Here is an 18,362-nt window from a genome sequence, read left to right as displayed (position 1 = left end):
AGCCAGTCCCCGGTATCGTGTGCGGCAGGATTTCTAGGGAGCGGCATGAAATGGATCTTCCCGTAACGCACGAAGGCTTTGCGCCTTTTGGTCCGTATCAGACCTGGTATCGCATCACTGGCGATTTCAGCAGCGGCCGTACGCCGCTGCTGATCCTGCATGGCGGCCCGGGCTGTACACACGATTATGTCGATGCCTTCAAGGATATTGCCAACAGTGGCTATCCGGTGATTCATTACGACCAACTGGGCAATGGGCGTTCCACCCATCTTCCGGAAAAAGACCCCTCGTTCTGGAACGTGGCGCTCTTTCTCGATGAGTTGGCGAACCTGCTGGATCATCTGGGCATTCGCGATAATTACGCCCTGTTGGGGCAATCCTGGGGCGGCATGTTGGCCAGCGAACATGCGGTGCTCCAGCCCGCGGGCTTGCGCGCGTTGATTATCGCCAACTCCCCGGCGGACATGTCCACGTGGCTCCTTGAAGTCAATCGCTTGCGCCAGCTTCTACCCATTGAGGTGCAGCAAACACTGCTCAAGCACGAGCGGGCTGGAACCTTGACGTCTACCGAGTATTTTGAGGCCGCTCGGGTTTTCTATGACCGTCATGTCTGCCGTGTCACGCCCTGGCCCGATGACGTTGCCCGTACCTTTGCCCAGATCGATGCCGATCCTACCGTTTATCACGCCATGAATGGTCCCACCGAATTCCATGTGATCGGCAGCATGAAGGACTGGTCCATTACCGATCGCTTGCCTCGGATCAGCGTGCCGACCCTGCTGATTTCAGGCCGATACGATGAAGCGACGCCGTTGGTGGTCAAACCCTATGTGGATCATGTTCCCGACATTCGCTGGGCGTTGTTCGAACACTCCAGCCATATGCCCCATATCGAGGAGCGGATGGCTTGCATGGGAACCGTGGTGAGTTTCCTGGATGAGTGTTTGTAGGCGTCTGCGCAATCCGAGCAGTCGTTTTTGTTGTGTTTTTCGACGCGTCCTGTGAGACGCGTCTCTTTTTTGAGTGGAAAATTCCCGCTCTCTTGAACCGAAAGCGATATGCAGGGTCTGGTGTGCGCGTAGTTTTGCGCATCAGCAACGTGAGTGTTTCATGAGGTAAGCCGGCATTCGGCTCTTCGTTCGCTCACGAGCTTGCTGTCATTTCTGTATCGAGGGATCGAACATGTTCTCACCCGCCCTGTGGGCGAGGTCGTGCCTGGCTTTGCTGTGGCTGTCTCCGCTAACGCTTGCTTACGCTGCGCCAACCCCTGGTGACACGGACCTGATCCGTGAACGTCAGGATCGCCTGCTCGAAGAGCAACGTCGGCGCCTGGAAGAACTCAAGGACCTGCCCGGCAAGGAGGCGAAGCCGACTCAGCCGACGGCCCCTGTCGATACCCGTTGCTTCCCGATCAAGACCATCGAGCTCAAGGGCGCCGATGCTTTGTCCGATGCGGAGCGCGAACGCCTGCTCAAGCCTTACATCGGCCAATGCCTGGGCGTGCCGCAGCTTAACGAGCTGCTCAAAGTCATTACTGACCATTATCTCGACAAAGGCCTGGTCACCAGTCGCGCCTACTTGCCGCAACAGGACCTGTCCAGCGGTCACCTGCAAGTGCTGGTCGTCGAGGGCCGCCTGGAAGGCTTGAAAGGTGCCGAGAACAGCCAGTTGTCGGATCGCGAGTTGGCGATGGCCTTTCCCGGCAAAACCGGCGAACTGCTCAACCTGCGTGAGATGGAGCAGATGGTCGATCAGCTGAACCGTTTGCCGTCCAACCGTGCACAAATGGAACTGACGCCGGGGCAGAACATCGGCGGCAGCGAAGTGCGGGTCAATAACACCCCGCAAAAGCCTTGGCGCGCCGGCCTGTCACGGCATAACGACGGGCAGAAAAGCACCGGCGAGCAGCAATGGGGCGCCTCCCTGGACTGGGACAGCCCCTTGGGCCTGGCCGACCAACTGGCCTTGCGCGGCGGCCACGATGCCGTCAGCGATCACCAGAAAACCTCGCGCAACGGCATGCTCTATTACAACCTGCCGTTTGGCTGGTGGAACCTGAGCTACACCTACAGCCAAAGCGAATACCGCGCCGTGGGCCAGGCCAACGGCTTCAATTTCAAGCAGAGCGGCGACAGCCAGAATCATCAGGTGCGCCTGGAGCGGGTGGTCCATCGTGACGCGGTGAGCAAGACCTCACTCAACACCGGCCTTTCGTACCTGCGCACCAACAACTTCATCGAAGACAGCAAGCTTGCCGAAAGCAGCAATCGCATCAGCGAGGCGCAGTTCGGCATCAACCATGGTCGGCGGATCGGCAATGCCTTCGTCAACCTCGACCTGGGCCTGCAACAAGGTATCGGTGCTCTCGATGCCCAGGGCGATCATGAGCCGGGGCCGGGGTTGCCGGATGCGCGCTACCGCAAATACACCGCGACCCTCAGCTATTTGCAGCCCTTCATGCTGGGCGGCGAGTCCTTCAGCTTCAGCAGCCTGATGACCGGCCAGCGCAGCGAAGACGTGCTGTTCAGCCCCCAGCGCATGAGCCTGGGCGGTCTGTCGTCGATTCGTGGCTACAAGGACCAGACATTGTCCGGCGACAGCGGCGGTTACTGGCGCAACGACTTGCGCTGGAGCCGTCCGGTGACATTGGAGTGGCTGCGCCCGGTGTTTGCCGAATACGGCACCAGCCTCGGTTATGACCAGGGTGTGATTCGTGGCGATCGCTACAACGGTGATCAGCACGGGCGCATGTCGAGCAACTCGCTGGAGCTGTTCGCCCGCGGTGAGCACCTGAACGCCAGCGTCACCTTCGCCCACTCCCTGGAACGTCCGGATGCCCTGACCGAGCGCGAAGCGCCGATCTACTTCCGCGTGGATGTATCCATTTAATTTCTGCTGCAACGAGACCTGATCATGGACGACCGCCAACACGCCTTCCTGGCCCGCCAGCCTTCTGCTGCCCTGCAAAACCGCGACGCCTTCTGGGGCATGCCCAAGCGCGGCCTGGCGTTCCTGTTGGCCAACGTCATGTTCTGGCAGCCGATGTGGGCCCAGGCGGGCGGCATCGTGGTCAGCGCCCCGGGCACCAGCCTCGGCCAGGCCGGCAATGGCGTGCCGGTGGTCAACATCGCCAAGCCCAACGGCAGTGGCCTGTCCCACAACCAGTTCAAGGACTACAACGTCGGCAGCAACGGCGTAATCCTCAACAACGCCACCAACCCGGCCCAGGCCACGCAACTGGGCGGGATCATCCTCGGCAACCCGAACCTCCAGGGCACGGCCGCCACCACCATCCTCAACGAAGTCAACGGCGGCAACCCGAGCCAACTGCGCGGCTACACCGAAGTGGCAGGGCAGTCGGCCCACGTCATCGTCGCCAACCCCTACGGCATCAGCTGTAACGGCTGCGGTTTCATCAATACCCCAAAGGCGACCCTGACCACGGGCAAGCCGATCATCGAAAACGGCCAGGTGAGCCGCTATCAGGTGGACCAGGGCAGCGTCGCCATCGAAGGCGCGGGCTTGAACGCGAACAACGTCGACCGCTTCGAAATCATCACCCGCAGCGCCAAGATCAATGCCGAGATCCAGGCCAAGAACCTGACCATCGTGGCCGGGCGCAATGACGTTAATGCCAATACCCTCAACGCCACTGCCCGGGCCGATGATGGCAGTGCCAAGCCCGAATTGGCCATCGACTCCTCGGCGTTGGGTGGTATGTACGCCGGGGCGATCAAACTGGTGGGCACCGAGGCCGGAGTCGGGGTGAAGCTGGACGGCAAGATGGTTGCCAGTGGCGGGGATATTCAGCTGGATGCCAATGGGCATTTGAGTTTGGCGCAGACGGCTGCTGCCGGTGCCATCGACATCAAGGCCAAAAGTCTGGAAACCCAGGGGCAGGTGTACGCCGGTAGCCGCCTGGACGTGAAGACCCAGGGCGACCTGACCAGCCAGAACAACCTGGTGGCGCGCGACAGCATTCACCTCGACAGCGGCGGCACGCTCAGCAACAACGGCATCATCGAAGCCGGCGTCAATGCCGATAACAGCCGCAATACCACGGGCGATGTCACCCTCACGGCCAAGCAACTGAACAACGGCGGCAAAACCGTCATTGCCAGTAGCGACCTGAACGTCACGACCAGCACTGCGCTGAACAACCAGGGGGGTACGCTCAGTGGCCAGCGCAAGACCACCGTCACCGGCAACGCTGTGGATAACCGCAACAAAGGCCGCATCCTCGGCAACACCGAGCTGCACCTGACCGCCGACCAAGTCCTCAACAGCCAAGGCGGCCTGATCAATAGCCAGGGCCTTCTGACGGCCAACCTGGGCCATCTGGAAAACAATGCCGGTGAACTCTCGAGCCTGAACAGCGCGACGCTGATCCTCGGCAGCCTGGACAACCTGACCGGCCTGGTCATGACCGGTAAAAACCTCGACATCACCAGCACCGGCGCGATCGACAACCAGGGCGGTGAATTGTCCAGCCAGGGCGTTGTGACCGTGCGCACTGGCAGCCTGGACAACAGCAACAAAGGTACTGTCGCCGCCAATGGCAAGTTGCTGGTCAGTGCCAGCGACTCGGTGAAAAACGCCGACAAGGGCCTGATCGCCAGCCGTGAAGGCGCGCTCGAACTCGATGCCGCCAGCCTGGACAACGCCAGGGGCACGCTGCAAGGCAAGGGCCTGGTGACCGTGGATGTCGCGGGCGATATCGACAACCAGGGCGGTAGCATCATCGCCCAGGACGCCAAGCTGAGTGTCTTCGCGAGCAATCTGGACAACCGCAGCGGCGTGCTGTCGAGCGTCAAGGCCGCGCTGGAGGCGCGGGCCACGGGTGTGCTGAAAAACGGTTATGACGTGAACCGTCGGGGCGGCACGATCCAGGCCCAAGGACTGAATATCCAAGCCTTGGCTGGGCTGTTCAACGACGGCGGGCGCCTGGCCGCGCAAGCGGGCGATATCGTGATCAGCAACGCGGGCGCGGATATCGACAATCGCAGCGGCGGGATGTATGCCACCGGCAAGGTCCAGGTCATTGGCCGGGACATGGACAACAGCGGCGGCGGGCAGGTCAGTGCCAGTCGCATCGACTTTGACCTTTCGGGTGCGCTGAGCAACAACGCGGGCATCATCGAAAGCCAGGACAGCCTGGATATCCTGGCCGCCAGCCTGAGCAACCAGAAGGGCCAACTGCGCACCCTGGGCAAGAACAGCACCACGGCGTTCAACATCGGTGGTCTGTTCGATAACAGCGACGGCACCCTCGAAACCGCCAGTAATGATGTGGGCTTCGACACCGGCAGCGTCCAGAACGTGGGTGGCAAGCTGCTGCACACCGGCCTGGGACTGTTTGACATCAGCCAGGCCAACCTGGGCCAGGCGGGTGGGCAACTGGTGACCTACGGCAACCTGACGGTGACGGCCGACAGCTGGACCAACAGCACCGCGATCCAGGCCGGGCATCTTGTGGTTCATGTCGACCAGTTGACCCAGACCGCCACCGGCCAGTTGCTCAGCGCCAACAGCATGGAAGGCCGTGGCAGCAACTGGCGCGTCGACGGCCTGATCGGCAGCGATGGAGCGATCGACCTGCAACTGACCGGCGCCTACGCAGGCAACGGCCGCTTGAGCAGTCTCGGCACCTTGGGCCTCAAGGCCGCGCTGATCAACCTGGAGCAAAACGGCAGCATCGCCGGCGGCGGCAGCACAAGCCTCGTGGTCGATGGTGTCCTCAACAGCTACGGTCGCCTGACCTCGGCGGCGGACATGAACGTCACTGCCGCCACGATCAACAACTACGGCACCCTCGGCAGTGCCGGCGCGCTCGGCGTATCGACCGGCGACCTGCTCAACGAGCACGGGTTGATTTTCAGCGGCGGCAATACCAGCCTGCGCGTCAATAGCCTGACCAACCGCTATGGCGATATCTACAGCCTCGGTGACCTGAGCATCGATCGCGACGGCCTCGGCACACGTGCCAGCCGCATCCTCAACAGCTCCGGCACGCTGCAAAGCGACGGCAACATGCGCCTGGCCGCCAACACCGTCGACAACGTCCGCGAGGTCTTGACCACCCACGACGCCGGCATCTACACCGCCTCGATCAGGGAAGTGGCCTGTATCGAAGGGGTCAACGCCGGCGACTGCAGCGGTGGCAAGGAAAACCACGTCTGGCAGATCATCCAGCGCGACAAGTTCGAAGTCACCGCGGCCAGCGCCGCCTCCAGCATCACCACCGGCGGCAACCTGGACATCCAGGGCGACGTGCTGACCAACCGGAGCAGCAGCATCGGTGTCGGCGGCGCATTGACCGCCAACCTCGTCAGCCTGAACAACATCGGCATCGAGACCGGCGAGACCGAAACCTCGCGCACCTTCATGTCCGAGCGTACGCGCAGCCCAGGTGGCTGGCGCGCCGCCGCCAATGACTTCACCAACAAATACTGGTTGCAGAGCCCAGGCTATAACGCCAATGACCTGGGTGGCCTCGAGGCAGCGATGAGCCGCTTCATCGGCATGACCGAACGTGAGCTCCCACAGTTCCGCATCCAGACAAGTACTACCGATAACCAGACCTACGCCGCGATTATCCAGGCCGGTGGTGCCATCGACATTCCTACCCAGGGCGACCTCAACAGCGGCGTCGTGCGTGGCGGCTACAACTACGTCGGCGCCGGCCCGCGCACCGATACCCAGGCTGACAACGTTTTCTCCACCCGCGTCAGCGTCAATCGGCAACTGCCCCCGAACCTGACTCAGCAACAGGTCGATCCGCTGGCCTTGCCGGGCTTTGACTTGCCGACCGGGCAAAACGGCCTGTTCCGCATGAGCGGCGACGCCTCGACCACGCCGACCCAAGGCTCAGGCCTGACCCAAGTACGCGGCCTGCCGGACCGCTCGTTCCGGACCAACCCGCAAAAGTACCTGATCGAGACCAACCCGGCGCTGACCGACATGCGCCGCTTCATGAGCTCGGACTACCTGCTGACGAACCTGGGCTACGACCCCGACGTCGCCGCCAAGCGCCTGGGTGACGGCTTTTACGAACAACGCCTGATCCAACAAGCCGTGATCGCCCGCACCGGCCAACGCTTCCTCGACGGCCAGACCTCCGACGACGGCATGTTCAAGTACCTGATGAACAACGCCATCGCCAGCAAGGACGCACTGAACCTGTCCCTGGGCGTCAGCCTCACCGCCGAACAAGTCGCGGCCCTGACCCACGACATCGTCTGGATGGAAAACCGGACGGTGAACAACGAGCAGGTGCTGGTGCCGGTGCTCTACCTAGCCCAGGCCAACAATCGACTGGCGGCCAATGGCGCGTTGATCCAGGGCGCCGACGTCAGCCTGATTGCGGGTAAGAACCTGAACAATGCGGGCACCTTGCGTGCGTCCAGCAACCTGAGGGCGACGGCTGGCGACAGCTTGGTCAACAGTGGGTTGATGGAAGCGAGGGGGCGGCTGGATGCGTTGGCGAGTAATGACCTGACTAACAGGGCGGGTGGGGTGATTGCTGGGCGGGATGTCAGTGTTGTGGCTTTGACTGGCGACGTGACTAACGAGCGAACTGTTACCACCCACGAAAGCAGCAGCGGCTACCGTACTGAACGCGCCGACTTCATCGACAGCGCCGCCCGTATCGAAGCGGCCAACAACCTGACCATCAGCGCAGGGCGTGACATCAACAGTGTTGGCGGCGTGCTGAAAAGCGGCGCCGACACCGCCCTCAATGCCACACGCGACGTCAATCTCGTCTCCGCCGAACGCATCAACAGCGGCACACGCGGTCGGCATCGCGACCAAGACATCAAGCAATACGGCTCCAGCCTCGACAGCGGCCGCGACGTGATCGTCAACGCCGGTCGCAACCTCACCGTTGTCGGCAGTCAGATCGATGCCAAGCGCGATGTTGCCATGTCTGCCGAGGAAAATCTGACCTTCGCCTCAGCAGCGGATGAGCAGCACTCGTACGGTAAGAGCAAGAAGGTGACTAGCCAGGAGGATCACGTCAGTCAGGTGGCCTCGACGGTTAATGCGGGGCGCAACGTTGTAATGAGCGCGGGGCAGGATTTGGCGATGATCGCCAGCAAGGTCAGCGCTGCAAACGAGGCCTATTTCGTGGCGGGTGGCAAGCTTGAGCTGCTGGCTGCGCAGAACAGCGACTATTCGCTGTATGACATGAAGAAGAAGGGTGGTTGGGGGAGTAAGAAGACACAGCGGGATGAGGTGACCAAGGTTACGCATGTGGGCAGCCAGATCATCACGGGTGGTGATTTGACTTTGCTCAGTGGGAGTGACCAGCGTTACCAGGCGGCCAAGCTGAACAGTGGTGGTGACCTGACGTTGCAAAGCGGCGGCTCGATTACCTTCGAGGGTGTTAAGGATCTGAGCCAGGAAAGCCATACAAAGAGCAGTTCCAGTCTGGCTTGGAACTCGATGAAGGGCAAAGGCCACACCGACGAAACCTTGATTCAGAGCCAATTGCAGGCTCAGGGGAACTTGGCCATCAAAGCTGCCGATGGCTTGAACATCGATATCAAACACATCAACCAGAAAACCGTTAGCCAAACCATTGATGTCATGGTCAAGGCCGATCCGAAGTTAGCCTGGCTCAAGGAGGCCGAGCAGCGAGGGGATGTGGATTGGCGGTTGATCAAGGAAACTCACGAGTCATTTAAATACAGCCACTCGAGTCTGGGACAGGGCGCGATGTTGGCGATCATTATCATCGTTACGGTGTTGACCGCTGGTACTGGAACCGCAGCTACAGTTGGCGCTAGTGCTGGCACCGCAGCGTCTGGGGCGGCAGCGGCGGCAGGTGCGTCCGCTGCCACGGCTGCGACTGTAGGCGCTGCTGCGTCGGCTGCCGCAACGGCGAGTTTTTCGGCAGCAGTCGCGCAAACGGCGGTCAGCACGATCAACAACAAGGGTGATTTGGGCGCGACCTTCAAAGACGTCTTTTCATCAGAGAGTCTGAAAGGCTATGTAATCGCCGGGATCACGGCTGGTTTTACCAAGGGCGTCATCGATCCCGCGCTTGGCGGCAATACCGTGCCGTTTAATAACCTCACAAGGGGTTTTGATTTAAATACTCTTCAAGGATTAGGTGGTTTTGCACTGCATGCCGGGGCTCAGGGTGTTGCGGGAGGAGTCATCAAAACCGCCATCAATGGAGGAAGCTTCGGCCAGAACATCACTGATGGGCTGGTCTATCAGGCGGGTACCGTCGCGGCAGCTACAACGTTCAATTTTGTCGGTGGTTATGCGCAAGACCATTGGCAGGCCGCGAAGAATGCGGGTGATACCACAGGCATGGCCATGTGGGCCGAAGGCGGCGTCGCTCGTACTGCCATGCACGCGTTGGCAGGGGGGGCGATTTCCAGTGCTACCGGTGGTGACTTCAAGACCGGCGCCATTGCGGCGGGTGCCAGCCAAGCCATGGCTGGGGAGCTTAATTCCATTTTCGATACACAGCCCGAGCTACGACAAGCGGTCTCTCAGGTTGTCGGTTTGACGGCAGCCGGTCTTGCTGGTGGCGATGTCGAGAAAGCTTCTTGGGTCGCGTTGATGGCTGACGAATACAACCGTCAGCTTCACCAGAAAGAGACAGTTGCACTTGAGAAATTACAAAAGGAAACGCCTGAAAAAGCTTATGAGCTGAAAGCGGCTGCGTGTGCTTTGGTTCATTGCTCTGCTTCGGTACCTGTGGATGATCCAAACTACCAAGTTGTTAAAGCGCTTGAAGCGGATGGAAAGGGGTTCACTGGTGCTCAAAGTGCGCTGATTGCTACCGGTGCCTATGACGAATATTCGAAATGGGACCAAGCCAACGATGATTTGCTGCTTAACGATAAGGAGCTCAGACAGTCATCCCAGGCGAGCCGCGCGGTACTCGGCGCGATAGGCGCCGCGGCAGGATTCGGCGGCGCGATACTCTCCACGCCTGCTTGTGTCACTGGAGCCGGATGCGCTATACCTGCGCTCTCCGGTTTGGGCGGCGCGGCATCGTTTGTTGATGGGTGGCAGGCCACCGGGCAGCTGTTTGCTCCTTACGATTACACGCAAGGAAGCAAGGTACTCGCGTCCTTCAACAGCGCAACCTACCCTGGAGATGTAAACCCACTCCGCGACTATGGGACCGAAGCCGCTAAGGCGGCGATGGAAATAGCGTTGCTCAAGGGCGCTGGGAAGTACCTTGATGGGAGCGGGGCGTCGGTACTGGTTTCGGGTACAAAAGCTACTGGTCAGATCGACAACCCTCCAGTGAAGAGTGGATGGAAGGTCGGTGACGACGTTTATAATCAAACGGCTAAAGGCAACGACCCCTCCTGGTCTGCTGTTCGGTCTAGGTTTTGGAAAAACGAGGCTGCTGCTCCCAGCGCGGCAAACACTTATGGTCCAGAGAATCTGGATCGCATGAGTAAAGGACTCGCACCTCAGCGATACAACGCAGATAAAGGGGGCATTGAGTCTATGGAGCTGAGTCACGAGCCCATTCCTGCTCGGGATGGTGGTAAAGACTTTGTTCCTCGTTGGCCGCAAGACCACGCCGCTGTCGATCCATACAGAAAACCAGGATACTAAGAAATGACGGAAACGCTTTCTTCAGCTTTTCAACGTACACGAGGGGCACCTGTTCAAGTAGGTGAGCGTCTTGTGTACCCGATCTTTCAAAAAAAAATTAAAGCAGGTCGAAGCAATTTTTTGGCTCGAAGATTGAAGTCATCTATGCCGCCTGTAGCTGGTTTACGTTTAAAAGTAGTAAAAGGTGAACTGGAGGTGAATGACCAGCGTCACTCTGAAATTATTCTATGGGAAGATACTAGCCCGGAGTCTGTTTTTTTTTCGGTGCTATCCAAAACAGATTGCGAATTAAAAATTTGGAATGTATGGCGTGCGAACGACATTGTTCAGGCCTGGGTTGGAAATGCAGGGATGGTAATCAGTGAGGAAGGTCGCATAATAAATTTGGAATGTAGTGGAGGTACTGAAGCAATAGACTTTTCTACTTTGGTGTTTCAAATAGAGTCTATTGATTAAGATTTACAACTAGGTAAAAAACCACTGCAAACGCTGTAGGAAGCATTTCGCAGAGTCGTGATGCCGCGACGGGACTTCTGAGTACTCAGTTGGCCAAGGATGTGGCAACCGTAGACTTTACGAACATGTTTGATCACGCGGATCTGCATCGGCACGATTTCAAGCTGTTCGCTGACCTCCTGAAGCGAAAAGGGGACAGATTTATTTTATGAGATGCAGAGCGAGCAGGCTTGTTGGCTTGTTCGGTGTTCTAAAATAAATCTGTCCCCTTTTTTCCGTTAAAAATATGCCGGAGGGGCAGGCCAAAGTAGCCGCAAAGAACGCTCTTAAGGCTGGTAGGGTCGAAGGTCGAATATTCAAATGGCCACAATAGGTTTGAGGTATTTAAGATGCAAGAGTGGTCGTCGCTGTGTAAGTTAAAGATTGGGGACGCCGTCGATGCACGAGAGCAGTGCATTCTCGCCATGGAAGATGGTGCATACAAAATTTCAGACGATCAGTATTTTTTAGCTGACGCTTTTTTTGATGAGGGAAAGGAGAAGCTTCGTTTACTTTCCCTCTATTGGGCCTGCAGTGAGCCTGCATTTCGGAGAGCCTACTACAGAGATGTTGAAAATGATGATATGGCTGTACGCTCGCCGCCGTCTGAATTGCTTCCTAGGGGGGCGGGTGAGACCTATGGTGAGATAAAAAAAGCTCTTAGTTCTCTTGGTTCTGACAAGTTTATGGAGTACGCCTCTTATCGTGTGATGTCTGATGGCGCATTTGTTCATAAGAGCTTAGAAAGTTCATTGGCTGTTTATTATTTTCGCTTGCCTGATATTGTTGATGATGAGCTGCCTTACGCGATACTGTGGAAATTTTTTAGTGCGTGATTTAGCGAGAAATAACGCCCTGTTGTCAGGGTAAAGTGGGGTTGATGGGGGTAAAGCGACAAACGAAGTCGTGCCTCCCGCAGCCCCCCGAGGCTACCATGAGCATGTACGAAAATTTAGAAACCTTTAATGCACTGGGATGTGCGCTATTGGAGCGGCTGACACCTGTTTCTTCAGGTGAAGTAAGTATGATGCGGCAGCAGTGGCCGTCGGCTCCTGACGAGTACTTTGCTTTTATGCATGAACGAGGGCACGGTGAGATCAAGGAGGACGACTGCGCGCTGCCGCTTTTGACGATTCAACCGACGTTGCGTCCTGCTGCGGCAGACTACTTCGGTGATGATGGAATCTATAAAGACGGGCCCTATGAACCGGGCGCGAAGGGCGAGGTGTGGCTGTTCGGTTGGGATAGCACCGGGACTGCTTTCGGTTTCGATAGCGGAGACAACTGGCGATTGTTGGAAATCGACAATATGCGTTGGATAACGCGACTTGACTTGTCCTTCTCTCAGTTCGTCGAAGGGCTGTTGGTTTGTTACCCACAGCGGCCTGTGAGCTTTTCGAATGGAGTTTGGCGCGACTCGGGAGATGTTTCTTACAACGCGCCGGTATAGACGCTACAGCCTGCTGAACCTAAAAAATAGTGGATAAAGGGGGCGGATTTATTAGGTACAGCTGCAGAGAGAGCAGGTTTATTGGCTTGCTCGGTGTTCTAAAATAAATCTGTCCCCTTTTTTACTTTTTTTACTCAAAGATGTGCTGATACGGCTGCCGATGCAACGGGCTAGCGAGATCGAACAGTTGCTGCCGCATCAGTAGATGCCCGTCTAACTTAGAATTCTTGCTATCAAGGATCGACTAATGAAATGCATAGAAGATTTGGTTGAAATTAATGACCCCGCCATGATCTACATACGGGAGATGCTGGAGCAGGCCGACGGCCCTTACGACTTGCTTCCCCCTTCACCTCAAAACACCAGCGTTCTCCTACAGCTACAGGTAACGACCAAGTCGACTTTGGGGGCTATAGCATTTGAGACTGGCGGGATACTGATTGATCATGGCTGGCTTCGTATTCTTGGTTCAGGTCATCAAAAACTCACAAGAACCCTGGCGGGATGGAACGAGGGACGGGCGCAAGGGCATCTACTGGTGGCAGATGACGCGGCAGGTGGATGCTTTTCCGTCAATGGCGGCGGCTTGGGTGATGATGTGGGAGCGGTGTACTACTGGGCGCCCGATAATCTGCTTTGGGAGCCATTGGGCATCGGTTATACCGCCTTCTTGGAATGGGCTGTGAGCAATCGTACGGCGGCCTTCTATGAGGGCCTGCGTTGGGAATCCTGGCGCGACGACATTCAGCGTGTGAGCGGTGATCAATGCGTGTCTTTCTACCCATTCCTATGGACACAAGAGGGCTCAGTGGCAATAAGCGCGCGCAGGGTTGTCAGCATGGCTGAACAGTATGATTTGAACTGCACATTAGCCGGCCAGTTGTAGGCCCCCGCGATCACTCCTAATTAAAGTGATGTAGACCAGCAGCGAGTCAAAGTGCACTGGTAACGCACAGACATTTCAAAGTTGAAATGTATAATTACTGGACGCTTACAAAGCTAGAGAGCGGTTGCCGCTGGAGATGGTTTCAACCTTGTTGCGCTCCACGGGGTCATCAATGAGCAACCGGCGTCCGTCATCGTGGCGTTGGATGGGACGACCAGTTCGTCTCGTAGACGGCACTACGGTGACCCTGCCGGATATACGAAAAGGGGGACGGATTTATTTATGATCCATCAGTGGCCATGGAGCGACTTCCAGGACATGAACTCTGATGGTCGTAACCCGTAGCGTGCGAGCACCCCTTCGTGCAGGCGACGGAGTTCTTCGACGATCAGTGCTTGCACTTCCGGCTGCTCTTTTTCTGAAACATATTCCGCTACCGAGCGTTGAATACATGACAAGGGATCAAGCTCTGGGTGAGTGATGATTTCCCGAATGGTCTTCTTGATGAAGTCTCGCCATGCCAGGCGTAGAGGGTCCGGTTCCGCAAGATCTTGCTTGATTGCCAGATATTCCAGTGTCGAGCGTTCGTAAGCCCAGATATACAAGTCGCGAAGCAGCTCTACACGGGTCATTTCGTACACGCCCAATGTGGCTCGGCTGTAGGCCTGCTCCGGTACATCCAGAAAGGTCAGCGGACAAAGGTTGGCACGGAACAGGGGGAGATTCGCTGCCAGTCGGGATGTGCGCTTATTGATGTCGGCAAAGGGCTGCAAGTAGGGCAGGTGCACCATCATGAAGAAAGACTGCTCGAATGGATCAGCGATCTGATTGGCTTTGCCAAGCAGGACGTCCAGTGCCTCTTCAATTTGCTGTGGCGTTGAGAGCGGGCGATAGGTGCTTTTCCCTATGTCGACGGCGTGCTGGCGAATTCGGCCCTCGTCTGCTGGGTTGGGCAGCAGGTTTTCAGCCAAGGCGCTATGCAGGTTCATCAATGTGTAACGGTTGAACTCGGCACTCTCGATGTTCTCGACCAAAAGCTCGATAGCTGTCTTATGGTTCAAGATCATCTGCGTTTCTATAGCGGCCTTGCCCTGTGCTGCCTTGCCTTGCTCGATGAGTTGTCGCGTGTCGAGCCGTGAGTAGGTGTTTCCTTCCAAATGGCTTGATGCCCACGACAGATCAATCAGCAAGCGATTCAGGACCGCCCGGCTATAAGTGCCTGCTGGCTCCGTCGCATCAGCGGTTTTGCCCATCCTATGCAATTGGCGCCGCAACGACTCAGATAAGTACCATGTCTCGTTAGGGCGATAGGCATCCAGAAAGTCACGTTGGTAGCCCACAGGCTTGCGCGCTTCTGTGGGCTGGTTGATGTAGGCGAGTATGTCCCGGCTGTCTGCGGATAATGGAATGAAGGTAGGGAAGGCATCGGTGTCAGTGTTCAGGGCGTGGATGTCAGCCCGGTGTTCTGTTGCGAAATAACGCCGTGCCCTGCCTTCGCCCTGCGCAGTGATTTGGCTGCTTTCGATCAGGTTTGCAAGGATGCGCTGCGCCGTTCGCCGGGCAATTTCAGGGTGCCTGGTCAAGAGCTCTGAGAGGCTCACCCCGTTCCTGGATGCCTGGATACTGTTCAGTATGTCGGTGGTCGAAGGCATGGTTGTGTTGGCGCTGTTTGAGGAGGTTTGGCGCGATTATGGCGCAGTTCCTAGAACTGCGCCATTTTCGGATAAATATGTGGCGCAGTTTTTGACGAACTGCGCCACAGCTCATTGCAGCAGATGGATGTAGTCCCCCTGAGGATCGGGACACAAGTCGCCCGTTTTTATTTACTCAGCCGCCTGCGCCCGCAACCGCCTCCCAATCACATCCATCACATCACACCCATCGCGCAGCGATATCGTCAGCATTTTGCAAAGGTCGGAGAGCACCAGCGTGTCGGAGCTGATTTCCGAGCGGAACGCGATGTTTTCCAGCAGTTGGGTCACGGTGCGGATGCGGTAGTCGGCGGTTTCGAAGAGGACGTCGAGCGGGGCTTCGGTGTCGATGAGCAGGGTGGCGGGGATGCAGTCGATGCCGGTGATGGGCATGTATCGTTTCATCGGTAGTACCTCATTCAATTGAAAGGAGCTACCTCGTTAATCGAGTCGCCAAACCCGGGTCGCCATTAGGGCGACGATGGAATATAGGCTGGCTTGTCCGGGGGCTACAAGACGCCACTTTCCGAGCTTGATGTAGGACGTTTAGCCTGTCAGCGGTGGTATTTCTTTACGTTGGTTTTGGGCTGCCAACGGTGGCTAGGGTTTGCTTCCGCTTGGGTGCGGAGCGTTCACAGGGGGGCTGCTGCGCAGCCCAGCGGGAGCAAGCTCCCTCGCCACAGGGGGTTTGTACAGCCTTTAGGTGGGTGAGCTGTTCAGAGGGGCGCCGTCGTTGATCTCCTGCCAGGAATCTGTAACTCGGAACAGGGCCGGGGATCTCGTTTTCCGTCTCAATAGCCTCTTCAGCGAGGCTCTTTTTTATGCTTCCCTTATGGCAACTTTTCTCTTTCGCAGCCTGCCCAGCGCCCGCCCACTTCGGACTCCTAAACCGTGCACAACCCCACCCGCAACGCGCTGACCACCCAACTCGCCACCGACCCCGATGACATCGCCACACGTGCCGCGCTTTACCGCGATCTGCTCGACACCGCCGAGGTTTCATTAGACGGCGTACGCCTCGCCGCAGGCCTGTGCGATCCGGCCGCTAACGTCGTCATTACTCAGTTGAGCACCACGGCACATACCAATCGCCCCGGGCCATTGCTGGCGCAGCTTCGCAACCTGCCGGTCGATCATCTGGAGCTGGATAACGCCGAGCTGGCCTGGTGCGACGCCCTGGTTGGGCTGCCCTTGCGCACGCTGGTGCTCAACAGCCCACGTTTCAGCTGCAATCCAAGTGTATGGCAACGCTTGCCAGACCTCGCTCTCGAGGGCCTGGAGATCAGCGGATTCTCCCGCGACGATAACGTCACCAGCCTGCCTTCCCTCGATCGGCTGCGCCGGCTGACGTTAAGCACCTACGGCGAAGACTTCGACGACAAATTCTTCAAGCAACTCGGCAATAGTCCGCTGCAAGAACTGTCGCTGAACCGTTGCGATGACGTCTCCGACGATGGCCTTCTCGGGCTGTCAAACCTCAAGTTGCGATCACTCACGCTGGAGCGCGTCGGCGAGCTGACGTCCCGTGGGATGGCGCATTTATGCAGTCACCCCCTTGAGCAACTGTCCCTCGGTTGGAGCGGTGCAATTCTGGAGGACCCCGCATGGCTCTCCCGCCTGAGCGCATTGCGCTCCCTGAGCCTGGATCAATGTTACGCAACGGACGCCACGCTGCACGCCATTGCGGGGCTGCCCATCGAACGGCTTTCGCTCTCGTCTTCGTATGTTGGCGAGGACGACCTTGAAGCCTTGGAGGGCATGCCGCTCGCCGACCTGGATCTCAAATCTTCACGGCAAGTCATCGAGCGGCTCGATGTGCTGCACGGGTTTCCACTCAAGCGCCTGGGGCTTTCCGATGTGCAAGGCATCGATGCAGATACGTTGAGCGATCTGCGTGGTTTGGAGTTGGAGTCCCTGGACCTGTCATTGAACGATCTCACTTGGAAGGAACTGAAACAACTCACCGGCCTGCCACTGAAGCGACTGAATCTCAGCTTTTGTCGCGGCGTGGATGGCAAGGTTCTGCGCAAGCTCGTCGAGTTGGACTTGCCGTTGGAGCAACTTGAAATAAGCGGCCTGGATCTGCGCGATGCCGACCTGGCCTGCTTGCGTGATCTGCCGCTGCGGCGCCTGGGTTTGTATGACAGCCCTTGGCTCACCGACGCTGGGGTGGCCCACCTTGCTCGGCTGCCGTTGAGTGCTCTGACGATCTCGGCAGATCCCGGGGAATCGCGGATTACCTCAGCCGCAGTGCCGGTGTTGGAGCAATTGCCGCTGCACACATTGGCGTTGCTGAACTGTTCCGGGATCAGTGCCGAGGGTTGGGATCGGCTGGTCAGGTTGCCAGCTCGCGTGATGGGGCCAGGTATATAGGCTGACGCTAGTCACTTATCGTCCTGGCGCAAAAAGCGCTTGCGGCAAACGCGTGGTGTCTTTGTATGCCCAACAAAAAGCCCAGCTATTTTGCTGGGCTCAAATTTCTGTTTTGTGCTGGTTATGCGCAGTGAGGAACCTTCTCCACTTCCCTGTGAATCTGTTCCCCTTTAGCAATCTCAGCTGTACGTAAATCATACGCAGTCTGCAGATTCAGCCAAAACTGCGCTGACGTTTCCAATGCGGCGGCCAAGCGCAAAGCAACATCGGCGCTGATGCTACGGCGCATCAAGACAATGTCATTTACGGTGGGGGCAGAAACGTGCAATGCCCTTGCAAGCGCAGCTGCGGTAAGGCCAAGCGGTTCCAGATACTCTTCTTTGAGAATTTCTCCAGGGTGTACGGGTCTCATGCCATTCTTAAACATGATTCACCTCAGTGATAATCTACGATTTCTACATTTTCGGGGCCGTTGGCGCCCCAGACAAAACAGATCCGGTACTGACCGTTAACCCGGATGCTGTGCTGGCCTTCCCTGTCGCCATACAGCTGCTCCAACCTGTTTCCAGGAGGAGAGCGCAGGTCGTTGAGATCGACCGCAGCATCGAGCATGCCCAGCTTTCGTTCTGCCACTGAAAGGATGGCTGCCCAGCGCCGGGTTTTGCCGGTTTCAAAAAGAGCTTGGGTGTCGGCGCATCTGAAGCTTCTTATCATCTCTTAATGCTTAACGTTATACGTTAAAGCGAGTCTACATCGTTTGCTGGGATACTCAACTGGTTGTTGGGACCTTCTGTCAGCAGGCTCAGCCCCTTGCGCTTCAGAACCAACTATTCAGATACAAAGTGGCAGTTGAATATTCTCTAAGTGCATGATT

General features: G+C 57.5%; 12 protein-coding genes and 2 pseudogenes. 9 read left to right on the top strand and 5 right to left on the bottom strand.

Annotated features, from left to right (window positions below):
- The first annotated feature begins 50 nt into the window (after positions 1-50).
- The 4 genes from BLU76_RS21890 to BLU76_RS31070 all read left to right on the top strand — a co-directional run bounded on the left by BLU76_RS21890 (position 51) and on the right by BLU76_RS31070 (position 11,049).
- Positions 51-950, top strand: coding sequence for a proline iminopeptidase-family hydrolase (locus tag BLU76_RS21890; RefSeq protein WP_092224397.1), 900 nt, complete (start codon positions 51-53; stop codon positions 948-950).
- Positions 951-1,182: 232 nt separating this feature from the next.
- Positions 1,183-2,889 carry a ShlB/FhaC/HecB family hemolysin secretion/activation protein gene (locus BLU76_RS21885; protein WP_092146203.1) on the top strand — a complete coding sequence of 569 codons (1,707 nt, stop codon included), beginning with the start codon at positions 1,183-1,185 and terminating at the stop codon, positions 2,887-2,889.
- A 24-nt stretch (positions 2,890-2,913) separates the two neighbouring features.
- Positions 2,914-10,593 carry a two-partner secretion domain-containing protein gene (locus tag BLU76_RS21880; protein ID WP_256572696.1) on the top strand — a complete coding sequence of 2,560 codons (7,680 nt, stop codon included), beginning with the start codon at positions 2,914-2,916 and terminating at the stop codon, positions 10,591-10,593.
- Positions 10,594-10,596: 3 nt separating this feature from the next.
- Entirely contained in the window at positions 10,597-11,049 is a 453-nt protein-coding gene (locus BLU76_RS31070) for a hypothetical protein (RefSeq protein ID WP_139199619.1), read from the top strand.
- 104 nt (positions 11,050-11,153) lie between these two features.
- On the opposite strand, the pseudogene BLU76_RS31065 reads toward BLU76_RS31070, so the two are convergent.
- Positions 11,154-11,231 (bottom strand): annotated as a pseudogene (locus BLU76_RS31065) (IS66 family transposase zinc-finger binding domain-containing protein); the annotation flags it as partial.
- Positions 11,232-11,438: 207 nt separating this feature from the next.
- Between BLU76_RS31065 and BLU76_RS21870 the strand changes: the two are divergent.
- From BLU76_RS21870 to BLU76_RS31060, 4 genes and pseudogenes are all read left to right on the top strand, one after another.
- Positions 11,439-11,924, top strand: coding sequence for a hypothetical protein (locus BLU76_RS21870; RefSeq protein ID WP_092146199.1), 486 nt, complete (start codon positions 11,439-11,441; stop codon positions 11,922-11,924).
- 98 nt (positions 11,925-12,022) lie between these two features.
- Complete coding sequence (locus BLU76_RS21865) at positions 12,023-12,538, top strand: hypothetical protein (RefSeq protein ID WP_139211647.1); 516 nt, start codon at positions 12,023-12,025, stop codon at positions 12,536-12,538.
- 247 nt (positions 12,539-12,785) lie between these two features.
- On the top strand, positions 12,786-13,424 hold the full coding sequence (locus BLU76_RS21860) for a DUF2625 domain-containing protein (RefSeq protein WP_063323033.1): 639 nt from the start codon (positions 12,786-12,788) through the stop codon (positions 13,422-13,424).
- Positions 13,425-13,533: 109 nt separating this feature from the next.
- Positions 13,534-13,680: pseudogene (locus BLU76_RS31060) on the top strand (IS4 family transposase); the annotation flags it as partial.
- A 34-nt stretch (positions 13,681-13,714) separates the two neighbouring features.
- On the opposite strand, the gene BLU76_RS21855 reads toward BLU76_RS31060, so the two are convergent.
- Together BLU76_RS21855 and BLU76_RS21850 are read right to left on the bottom strand one after the other, a co-directional pair.
- Positions 13,715-15,076 (bottom strand): Fic family protein, encoded by a 1,362-nt coding sequence (locus tag BLU76_RS21855; RefSeq protein WP_092224392.1) that lies wholly within the window; start codon positions 15,074-15,076, stop codon positions 13,715-13,717.
- 171 nt (positions 15,077-15,247) lie between these two features.
- Complete coding sequence (locus tag BLU76_RS21850) at positions 15,248-15,520, bottom strand: hypothetical protein (protein ID WP_092146193.1); 273 nt, start codon at positions 15,518-15,520, stop codon at positions 15,248-15,250.
- Positions 15,521-16,006: 486 nt separating this feature from the next.
- On the opposite strand from BLU76_RS21850, the gene BLU76_RS21845 reads away from it, so the two are divergent.
- The gene (locus tag BLU76_RS21845; RefSeq protein ID WP_092224389.1) at positions 16,007-17,488 is read left to right on the top strand and encodes a hypothetical protein; all 1,482 of its coding nucleotides are present in this window, start codon (positions 16,007-16,009) and stop codon (positions 17,486-17,488) included.
- A gap of 121 nt (positions 17,489-17,609) precedes the next feature.
- Here BLU76_RS21845 and BLU76_RS21840 read toward each other — a convergent pair whose 3' ends face one another.
- Both BLU76_RS21840 and BLU76_RS21835 read right to left on the bottom strand, forming a co-directional pair.
- On the bottom strand, positions 17,610-17,915 hold the full coding sequence (locus tag BLU76_RS21840) for a HigA family addiction module antitoxin (RefSeq protein WP_025211727.1): 306 nt from the start codon (positions 17,913-17,915) through the stop codon (positions 17,610-17,612).
- 8 nt (positions 17,916-17,923) lie between these two features.
- The gene (locus tag BLU76_RS21835; protein ID WP_072340959.1) at positions 17,924-18,202 is read right to left on the bottom strand and encodes a type II toxin-antitoxin system RelE/ParE family toxin; all 279 of its coding nucleotides are present in this window, start codon (positions 18,200-18,202) and stop codon (positions 17,924-17,926) included.
- Positions 18,203-18,362: the final 160 nt, after the last annotated feature.

This window comes from Pseudomonas sp. NFACC08-1 (assembly GCF_900106735.1).
GTDB classification, from domain to species: domain Bacteria; phylum Pseudomonadota; class Gammaproteobacteria; order Pseudomonadales; family Pseudomonadaceae; genus Aquipseudomonas; species Aquipseudomonas fluorescens_Q.
This window is presented reverse-complemented; position numbering and strand designations above follow the sequence as displayed.

What these genes read in the sequence shown, in the direction of transcription:
- BLU76_RS21835 (WP_072340959.1), bottom strand. Translation starts at nt 18,202, where the DNA reads ATGATAAGAAGCTTCAGATGCGCCGACACCCAAGCTCTTTTTGAAACC.
- BLU76_RS21850 (WP_092146193.1), bottom strand. Translation starts at nt 15,520, where the DNA reads ATGAAACGATACATGCCCATCACCGGCATCGACTGCATCCCCGCCACC.
- BLU76_RS21880 (WP_256572696.1), top strand. Translation starts at nt 2,914, where the DNA reads ATGGACGACCGCCAACACGCCTTCCTGGCCCGCCAGCCTTCTGCTGCC.
- BLU76_RS21855 (WP_092224392.1), bottom strand. Translation starts at nt 15,076, where the DNA reads ATGCCTTCGACCACCGACATACTGAACAGTATCCAGGCATCCAGGAAC.
- BLU76_RS21865 (WP_139211647.1), top strand. Translation starts at nt 12,023, where the DNA reads ATGAGCATGTACGAAAATTTAGAAACCTTTAATGCACTGGGATGTGCG.
- BLU76_RS21870 (WP_092146199.1), top strand. Translation starts at nt 11,439, where the DNA reads ATGCAAGAGTGGTCGTCGCTGTGTAAGTTAAAGATTGGGGACGCCGTC.
- BLU76_RS21860 (WP_063323033.1), top strand. Translation starts at nt 12,786, where the DNA reads ATGAAATGCATAGAAGATTTGGTTGAAATTAATGACCCCGCCATGATC.
- BLU76_RS31070 (WP_139199619.1), top strand. Translation starts at nt 10,597, where the DNA reads ATGACGGAAACGCTTTCTTCAGCTTTTCAACGTACACGAGGGGCACCT.
- BLU76_RS21885 (WP_092146203.1), top strand. Translation starts at nt 1,183, where the DNA reads ATGTTCTCACCCGCCCTGTGGGCGAGGTCGTGCCTGGCTTTGCTGTGG.
- BLU76_RS21840 (WP_025211727.1), bottom strand. Translation starts at nt 17,915, where the DNA reads ATGTTTAAGAATGGCATGAGACCCGTACACCCTGGAGAAATTCTCAAA.
- BLU76_RS21890 (WP_092224397.1), top strand. Translation starts at nt 51, where the DNA reads ATGGATCTTCCCGTAACGCACGAAGGCTTTGCGCCTTTTGGTCCGTAT.